This is a genomic window from Alysiella sp., from assembly GCF_030525755.1.
Taxonomy (GTDB): domain Bacteria; phylum Pseudomonadota; class Gammaproteobacteria; order Burkholderiales; family Neisseriaceae; genus Simonsiella.
On sequence record NZ_JAUNEC010000019.1, the window covers coordinates 22,244 to 29,856 of the forward strand.

General features: G+C 42.6%; 7 protein-coding genes. 3 read left to right on the plus strand and 4 right to left on the minus strand.

What is annotated here, in order from left to right; all coding sequences use genetic code 11:
* Positions 1 to 11: 11 nt before the first annotated feature.
* A complete protein-coding gene (gene yccS / locus Q4B82_RS05090; RefSeq protein ID WP_303065345.1) occupies positions 12 to 2,132 on the plus strand; it encodes a YccS family putative transporter in 2,121 nt (706 codons plus the stop codon).
* Between the two features lie 393 nt (positions 2,133 to 2,525).
* Positions 2,526 to 3,269, plus strand: coding sequence for a class I SAM-dependent methyltransferase (locus tag Q4B82_RS05095; protein WP_303065346.1), 744 nt, complete (start codon positions 2,526 to 2,528; stop codon positions 3,267 to 3,269).
* Positions 3,270 to 3,329: 60 nt separating this feature from the next.
* Here the strand turns inward: Q4B82_RS05095 and grxD are convergent, their stop codons facing one another.
* Positions 3,330 to 3,641, minus strand: a complete 312-nt coding sequence (grxD, locus tag Q4B82_RS05100; RefSeq protein ID WP_303065347.1) for a Grx4 family monothiol glutaredoxin — start codon at positions 3,639 to 3,641, stop codon at positions 3,330 to 3,332.
* A 194-nt stretch (positions 3,642 to 3,835) separates the two neighbouring features.
* Here grxD and Q4B82_RS05105 point away from each other — a divergent pair, with 194 nt between their 5' ends.
* A complete protein-coding gene (locus Q4B82_RS05105) occupies positions 3,836 to 4,726 on the plus strand; it encodes an amino acid ABC transporter substrate-binding protein (RefSeq protein WP_303065348.1) in 891 nt (296 codons plus the stop codon).
* A gap of 216 nt (positions 4,727 to 4,942) precedes the next feature.
* On the opposite strand, the gene pobA is transcribed toward Q4B82_RS05105, so the two are convergent.
* The 3 genes from pobA to era form a co-directional block, all read right to left on the minus strand.
* Complete coding sequence (pobA, locus tag Q4B82_RS05110; RefSeq protein WP_303065349.1) at positions 4,943 to 6,112, minus strand: 4-hydroxybenzoate 3-monooxygenase; 1,170 nt, start codon at positions 6,110 to 6,112, stop codon at positions 4,943 to 4,945.
* A gap of 199 nt (positions 6,113 to 6,311) precedes the next feature.
* A complete protein-coding gene (locus Q4B82_RS05115; RefSeq protein ID WP_303065350.1) occupies positions 6,312 to 6,644 on the minus strand; it encodes a DUF4298 domain-containing protein in 333 nt (110 codons plus the stop codon).
* 105 nt (positions 6,645 to 6,749) lie between these two features.
* Positions 6,750 to 7,613 (minus strand): GTPase Era (gene era, locus Q4B82_RS05120; protein WP_303065351.1); only part of this gene is annotated, 864 nt, incomplete at its 5' end.

A 7,613-nucleotide genomic window follows, 5' to 3' on the forward strand; every position in this document is an offset into this window, starting at 1 on the left:
GTTGTTTCATCGTGTGTTCAGCCGTGTATGTGTACAGTTGGCAGGCTTATTTTTCGCCCTTGATTTTGGGTATTATTGCAGGTGGTTTGGTGGATTTAGACAATGGTCTAACAGGCAAACTCAAAAATCTGTTTTTTACTTTAATGGCTTTTGCTATTGCATCGTTGGCAGTACAAATTGCCAATAACCATCCTATTCAACTGACGCTCACTTACATTACTTTAGCGTTCATTTTCACTTTTTTGGGTGCAGCAGGTAATCGTTACCGAACTATTGCATTTGGCACATTGGTGGTATCGGTTTATACCACGTTGTCATATGATGCCAAAGCACCTTTATATCTTAATTCTGCATTGATTTTGCTGGGTACTTTGTTATACAGCATTGCGGCTTTATTGACCCACATTGCATTTCCACATCGTCCAGTACAAGAAAAAATGGCAACTGCCTATGACAGTTTGGCACGTTATTTTGATGCCAAAGCCGAACTGTTTGACCCCGATGAAGCCGATTTTTTGGAACAACAGCATTTGCGTTTTGCCATGAGCAACAACCAAGTGATTGCTGCATTCAATCAATGTCGTGCTGCGCTGTTTTACCGTATGCGTGGTCAGCACCGCCATCCACGTACCACACGCATGTTGCGTTTTTACTTTATTGCCCAAGACATACACGAACGCATCAGTTCCAGTCATGTGCATTACAAAGCATTTGCCGAACAAATGCGTTATACTGATTTAATCTTTCGCATTCGCCGTTTGTTGCGCTTGCAGGCAGCGGCAGCGCGCCGTTTTGCCCACAGTTTGCGTGACCACAGCGATTATGTTGCAGATGACATTTTGTCGCGTGCCACGCAAGGAGCAGAACAATCTTTACAACGTTATGCAGCACAACACCAAAACGACACGGAAGGTATTGCTCCTTATCGCATTCAAAGATTGTTGGATAACATTACCCATGTCAGTCGTCAATTTGCCCATTTAGGTAATCCGTATACCGAAGATTGGGAGCATAATAGCAATAAAACACGCATTCAAGCCCCAGAGGTAAGTGGTTTGAAAAACGCATGGCGCAGTCTGAAAAAACACGCTACTTTACAATCAGCGGTATTTCGCCATGCTGTACGCATGGGATTGGTCGCATTGGTGTGCTGTTTATTGGTTCAAACCGTCAGCGTGTTGCATTTACAACAAACTGATGTGCATTTGGGATTTTGGACACTTTTAACCGCCATTTTTGTCTGTCAGCCTAACTATTCTGCCACACAAAAACGCCTGATACAGCGCATCATTGGTACATTTTGTGGCGTATTGGTTGGTTCCGTTTTACCTGTTTTCGCGCTGACTTTGGCACAAAAATTGGGTATTGCTGCAATCAGCACAACGTTATTTTTTCTGTTTCGCACCAGTAAACACAGTTTTTCCACTTTTTTTATCACCATTCAAGCCATTATGGGTTTTTCTATTATGGGGTATGACGTTACTGCTTTTTTCATGCCGCGAATGATGGATACGCTTATTGGTGCAGCAGTAGCAGGGGCTGCAGCTTATTTTTTATGGCCAGATTGGCGGTACGTTTCGCTGGATAAAGCCGCACGCGAAGCCGTAGAAAGCAATGGTGGTTACCTGAAAGCCGTATTGGACGAATTGCAAGAGGGGTTGAGAGATGATTTGGATTACCGCATTGCAAGGCGTAACAGTCATGACAAAGCGGCGGCTTTATCTAGTGTATTATCCGACATGTCCAGCGAAGCAGAAAAACACGGTAAGCGTGTACAAGAAGGATTTTTGATTTTAAAAATCAATTATTCATTAATCAGTTATATTGCAGCATTGGGTGCATACCGCGATAAAATGCACGCCAGCGATGATGATTTTCTCATGTCTTTTTTTGCTGCGGCACAAGGTATCGCGGCGTTGCTGCAAGTCATGAGTCAGCTCAATGAAACCGATTTTCAGGCAGCCCATTTGGATTTGCAGCAACAACTCAATCAAATGCGTGAAATTGTGTCATCATCGTCCAATGATGACCCGCAAAATCCCACTTTATGGCAACAACTGCTGATGATGCACGAATTATTGCCTGCTTGTTATCAGGCATTGGCGATTGCGACCGAAAAGAATGTTACTTAAAGACCAATATACTAAAGAAAGTTGTTGTAATGCGTGTTGTGTGTTTTATGGTCGTTTCCAATTAAAATAATGTGAACTCGGGATAAGAACATGAATTGTTTGTTTTCAATAAAACTGTGTTGTAGGGCGGGTATTTGTACCCATCGTTTACCACAGTAATTATGGATTTGAGGCTGCCTGAAAATGGTGTGTAAGCACTAATTCTATACAGGTTATTTATTTTCATGGTATTTTCAATTCTCTTATCTCAAAATCACCTTAAAATATAGCTGACACGGTTGAGAAGTTACAAGACGACAGCGTTCATTATGTACACCAAGTGCATCAGGACGTTGGTAACACTGTATGATTTTATTGTAAAAGACTGTATTTGAATTGAGACTGCCTGAAAATATGTTGTCCATTTATGCCCATCACATCTTGCCTGAATACCTGAATGATTTGCCATTTGAAGTTCATATTAACAACAGATTGCCTGAAAGTGGTGTTTATCTTTTTTGTGATGAACACGGTGTGTCTTTGTGTAAGGTGGGCAAAAAAGGGAAGGTTCAAGTGGATTTTGTTGGCGGTGCAGCTGAATATCGTCGTACAAAAGGCGGTGGTGAATTGATTGGCAAAGCCGTTAATCACAGCAGTCAGCCCATTGTTTGGGATGCAACAGGCGGTCTGGGACGCGATGCTTTTGTGTTGGCATCGTTAGGTTTGAAAGTTGATGTTTTTGAACAAGATGAACGGGTTTTTGCCTTGTTATACGATGGCATCATGCGTGCCTTATCTCATCGAGAAACGGCTGAAATTATGACACAAATCAATCTGCATTATGGCAATGCCGTTGAAAAAATGCACCAATATTGCTTACAAAAGCCCGATTGCCGTCCTGATGTGGTTTATCTTGACCCCATGTATCCCGATAAACAGAAATCGGCAGCAGTCAAAAAAGAAATGGCGTATTTTCATGAGTTATTGGGGCTGCCTGAAAACACAAATGATGCTGCATTGTTTCAGGCAGCAAGGGAAATAGCGAAAAAACGGGTTGTGGTTAAACGTCCGCGTTTGGGTAGATGTTTGTGTGATGAAAAACCTGCTTATCAATATGTGGGAAAATCCACGCGATTTGATGTTTATTTGCCCTTGTGAGTTGAATGTGTATTGAAGCTGTCTGAAAACAGCGTATTCAGACAGCTTCAATACAGGTTTTTAGGGTTTTAACAGTTCTTGCAGTTCGCCTGCTTCAAACATTTCCATCATGATGTCTGAACCGCCTACAAATTCACCGTTTACATAAAGTTGTGGAATGGTGGGCCAATCGGAATAAACTTTAATGCCTTGACGCACTTCATCGTTTTCCAAAACATTAACCGTAACATAATCTTCGCAGCCAACGGCGTTTAAAATTTGTACGGCACGCGAAGAGAAGCCACATTGCGGGAATTGGCGACTGCCTTTCATAAACAAGACTACACGGTGACTGGTAACAACTTCTTTGATTTGCTCTTGAATACTCATCATATTTTCCTTCATAACAAAATGATTCATAAAAAAACGCATTATAGCTTTAATTTAAGCCAAATTGGTAAATGACTTGATGCCATATTATGCGTGGTTAACTTAAAAAATCATGATTTTGACTTGGCGTATGATTGGAAATACAGCTACAATCTTGGTCTTTCATAAACATACTCACATACACAGGAAGAAAAATCATGTTGAAAAAAATCGCATTAAGTACCACAACAATTTTGATTTTGGCAGCGTGCAATAATCAAGCACCTGCTGCAAAAGAGACCGCAGGCTCATCAGCCGCTTCTGTTGCTGCGGCAAGTGTGGCAGACCAAAATACCACTTCTGCACCAGCGCTAACGGAGGCGACTGTTTCAGGCAGCCTGATTGAACGCATCAACAATAAAGGTACGATTACCGTTGGTACAGAAGGCACTTATGCACCGTTTACTTATCGCGATAAAGATGGCAAGCTCACAGGCTATGATGTGGAAGTAACCCGTGCGGTTGCTGCTAAATTGGGTGTACAAGTGGAGTTTAAAGAAACCCAATGGGAGGCGATGTTGACGGGTTTAAAAGCAGGACGCTTTGATTTGGTTGCCAATCAAGTGGCACTCACATCGCCTGAACGACAAGCGACTTTTGATAAATCGGAGCCGTACAGTTGGAGTGGACCTGCATTGATGGCACGTGCTGATGAAACCCGCATCAAAACGGTGGCAGACATTAAAGGTTTGAAAGCCGCACAAACATTAAGCAGTAATTATGGTGAAATGGCGGTTAAAGCCGAAGCCGAAATTGTGCCAGTAGATGGTATGGCACAAGCCTTAACTTTGGTGCAACAAAAACGGGCTGATGCTACTCTGAATGATGCTTTGTCATTCTTGGATTATTTGAAGAAAAATCCTGATTCGGGCTTAAAAATTGTTTGGACAGCAGGTGCGGAAGAGAAAAAAGGCGCAGGTTTAATTGCCAATAAAGGCAATGATGAGGCGATTGCCAAAATCAGTGAAGCCGTTAAAGCATTGCAAGCTGATGGGACACTGACCAAATTGGGCGAAGAATTTTTTGGTAAAGATGTCAGCAAACAATAAATAGGCTGCCTGAAACAAAATCAAACACACCGTCATCATGAAATGGCGGTGTGTTTTTGTGTGTTTGTATCGTCATTTAAAATAAGAATAAGGAAACCCATATGGTCGCAGAAGTGAAAATGCAATACAAGTCAAGTCGACAACGAGAGCTGTGTACATTCCTACATAAATGAGGTCGTACTTTTCCCTTCTACAACTATATGTGAGAACGTTCACTCAGTAGGGTAAACCCACATAGTTTTCTGCCAAGACTTTTGCACCGTGTTCGGTCATGAATAATTGATTGAATTCAGCACGTTGAATTTGTTCATCAAAAGCATCATTATCGGGGAATGTGTGCAGCAATTTGGTCATGTACCAAGAAAAGCGTTCTGCCGCCCAAACGCGTTTCAGGCAGCGTTCGGAATAGTTGTCTATGCCTGTGCTGCTGTTATTGCTGTAGTAATCGGCAAAGGCATCTGCTAAACATTGAACATCACCTGCTGCCAAGTTCAAGCCTTTTGCGCCTGTGGGTGGGACAATGTGGGCAGCATCGCCTGCCAAAAACAGTTTGTGATAACGCATGGGTTCGCTAACAAAACTGCGTAAAGGCGCGATGCTTTTTTCTAAACTTGTACCTGTTACCAAACGTTCTGCGGCTTCGGGATAGAGACGGTTTTTCAATTCAGCCCAAAAGCGTTCATCGCTCCAATCTTCTACTTTGTCTGTGAGTGGTACTTGCAAATAGTAGCGGCTTCGTGTTTCGGAACGTTGGCTACACAGGGCAAAACCGTTTGGGTGTTTGATGTAAATGAGTTCATCGGATACGGGTGGCGTATCTGACAGCAAGCCTAGCCAACCAAAGGGGTAAACGCGTTCAAAGGTTTTTAATACATCAGCTGGTATACTCTGGCGTGATACACCGTGAAAACCATCACAGCCCGCAATGAAATCACATTCAATTCGGTGGGTTTGACCTTCTTTTTCATAAGTGGCATAAGGAGCATCGCTATCTATGCCGAAAAGTTGCACATTATCGGCTTCGTAAATGGTTTGCCCACCTGTTTGAGTACGTACTGCCATTAAATCACGCGTAACTTCGGTTTGACCGTAAACCACAACTGAACGACCAATTTCTTTTTCAAAATCAATGCGTTTTCGTTCTTTATCAAAAACCAATTCAATACCATGATGCACCAGACCTTCTTTGTGTAAACGTTCGGCTGCACCTGCGCGTTCCAAGCCCTCTACGGTAATGCTTTCTAAAACGCCAGCACGAATGCGGCTTAAAACGTATTCACCTGTTTTGCGTTCTAAAATCACATTGTCAATGCCGTTTTGGTACAGCAGTTGCCCCAATAATAAGCCTGATGGACCTGCGCCAATAATCAAAACTTGGGTTTTCATGGTCAATATTCCTTATGAATTTTGATGTGGATTAGATTTTTAGGCAGTTTGTATCAGAATTACTTGCGACAACAATCATTTTTTGATGATAGCTGTTATGCTAATTTTGTAAGGTCTGTTGTGTGGATAGATGACATAAAATTGAGCAATAAAAATACGTATTGAAGAAGGCAGATATGGTTTATCTGCCTTCGTTTGTTTATGAGTTGTACTCATGTTCCAATGCACTGACTGCGCTTTTGAGTCGTTGTAGTGTAAGTTGGCGAAAATCATGCAAGGCATTCCAAATTGCATCTTCGCTCAATATACTGTATTCGCCTTCGGTATGGGTATTCAGTTGTATGCCTTTTTCTTGGGCTTCATACAATGTTCGGTAATGACCATTTGTGTAAAAATCTTCAATTTGTTGTATTAAATCAATGGCTTTCTGCCAACGATAGATATCGGCTTCCAATTCAGGCAGCAGTTTTGTCCACTCGCGGTATAGTGTTTGTACACGGTCAAGCTCTTGTTGGTGTGTGTCTTTTTTCATTTCCAGTTCACTTTCAAATGTTGCAGGCGGGAATGACGGTAATTTTTATTTTTCAGGCAGCATTTGAATTTTAGTCGTGTATTTTAAGGCTGCCTGAAAAATCAATTACAGCCCCAATTCGTTCAAGAAACGAATGTCGTCTGCCCAGCCCGATTTCACTTTCACCCACACTTTTAAATACACTTTGCAATCAAACAATTTTTCCATGTCCAAACGCGCTTCGGTGGAGATTTTTTTCAGCTTTTCGCCACCTTTGCCGATGACGATGGGTTTTTGGTTTTCTTTGTCCACCAGCACGGCGATGTAGATGTGGTTCATGCCGTTTTCTTGTTTGAATTGTTCCACTTCCACGTTCATGGCGTAGGGCAATTCTTCGCCCAAGTAGCGAAACAGCTTTTCGCGCACAATTTCCATCGCCAAAAAACGGCTGGATTTGTCGGTAACCATGTCTTCGGGGTAAAGGGGAATGCTTTCAGGCAGCATGGGTTTGAGCGTGGCAAGCAAATTGGCAATGCGTAAACCGTGTTTCGCACTGACCACTTCGCTGGTAATGAAATCAAATTCTTGTTTCACTTCATCAATAAATTGGTTGAGCGCGAATTTGTCTTTGGCTTTGTCTTTGTCAATTTTGTTCACAACCAACACGACTGGCGTGTTTTTGGGTAATTGTTTCAACACGGTGCGGTCGGCTTCGGTAAAACGCATGGCTTCAATCACGAATGCAATCACGTCCACGCCGCTCATGGCTTCGGTTACGTTCAAATTCAGGCGGTCGTTCAAGGCGTTGCGGTGGTCGGTTTGGAAACCAGGTGTGTCCACAAACACGAATTGGGCGGTGTCATCGGTGTAAATGCCTGTTACTTTGTGGCGTGTGGTTTGGGCTTTTTTGCTGGTAATGCTGATTTTTTGCCCGATTAAATGGTTCATCAGCGTGGATTTGCCCACATTGGGGCGACCCACTATCGCAAT